Source organism: Vibrio sp. Vb1554, assembly GCF_033344235.1.
This window is the reverse complement of sequence record NZ_JAWPOJ010000505.1, coordinates 1-1,003: the sequence shown is the minus strand read 5'-3', so window position 1 is coordinate 1,003 and position 1,003 is coordinate 1. Positions and strand designations below refer to the sequence as shown.

At 49.8% G+C, this 1,003-nt stretch carries 1 protein-coding gene; it reads left to right on the top strand.

Annotated features, from left to right (window positions below):
* A partial coding sequence (locus R8N28_RS27375) for an RNB domain-containing ribonuclease (protein WP_318183938.1) occupies positions 1 to 1,003 on the top strand: 1,003 nt, incomplete at both ends.

The following is a 1,003-nucleotide window of genomic DNA, read 5'->3' as shown; positions in this document are numbered from 1 at the left end:
AATGACGCGCATAAGATCATCGAAGAATGTATGATCTTAGCTAACATTGCCTCGGCATCATTGGTAGAAAAAGCCAAAGAGCCTGCACTGTATCGTATTCACGAATCTCCGGGTGAGCTGCGCTTGCAAGGCTTCCGCGATTTCCTAAGTGAGCTAGGTTTAGAGTTGAAAGGTGGTTTAGAGCCTTCTCCGACAGACTACGCCGATCTCGCGCGTCAAATTGCAGGTCGTCAAGACCAAGAGCTGATCCAAACCATGCTGCTGCGCTCCATGAAGCAAGCGGTGTACAACGCGGACAACGCAGGCCACTTCGGTTTGGCGCTTAAGCGTTACGCGCACTTTACGTCACCAATTCGTCGTTACCCTGACTTGTTGCTGCACCGTGCTATCAAGTACTTGATCGCTAAAGAAGAAGGCCGCAACCAAGACCGTTGGACGCCAACGGGTGGTTACCATTACTCATTCGATGACATGGACTTCTACGGCGAACAATGTTCAATGACAGAGCGCCGCGCTGATGATGCAACGCGTGAAGTTGCGGATTGGTTGAAGTGTGAATACATGCAAGATCACGTCGGCGATGAGCTGGAAGGCGTGATTGCTAACGTCACCAGTTTTGGCTTCTTCGTGCGCTTGACCGATCTGCATATCGATGGTTTGGTGCACATTTCAACGCTTGCGAACGACTACTACCAGTTTGATCCTATTGGTCAAAGACTTATCGGTGAAAGCTTCGGTAACATCTATCGTCTGGGTGATGCGGTCAAAGTAAAAGTGCTGGCTGTTAACCTAGATGACAAGCAAATTGACTTTGAATTGGTCGAAACAAGTCGTAAGCTACGCGGCGAAGGTAAGACAGCTAAGAAACGAGCTGCGGAAGCGAAACGCAAAGCCAAAGAGAAAAAACGTGCGGCGACACGTTCTTCATCAAAAGAAGGTGCTACAGCGCGCGCTGTTCCTGCTATTGAGCCAACTAAGCGCCCAGAACAAACGGATTCTGGCC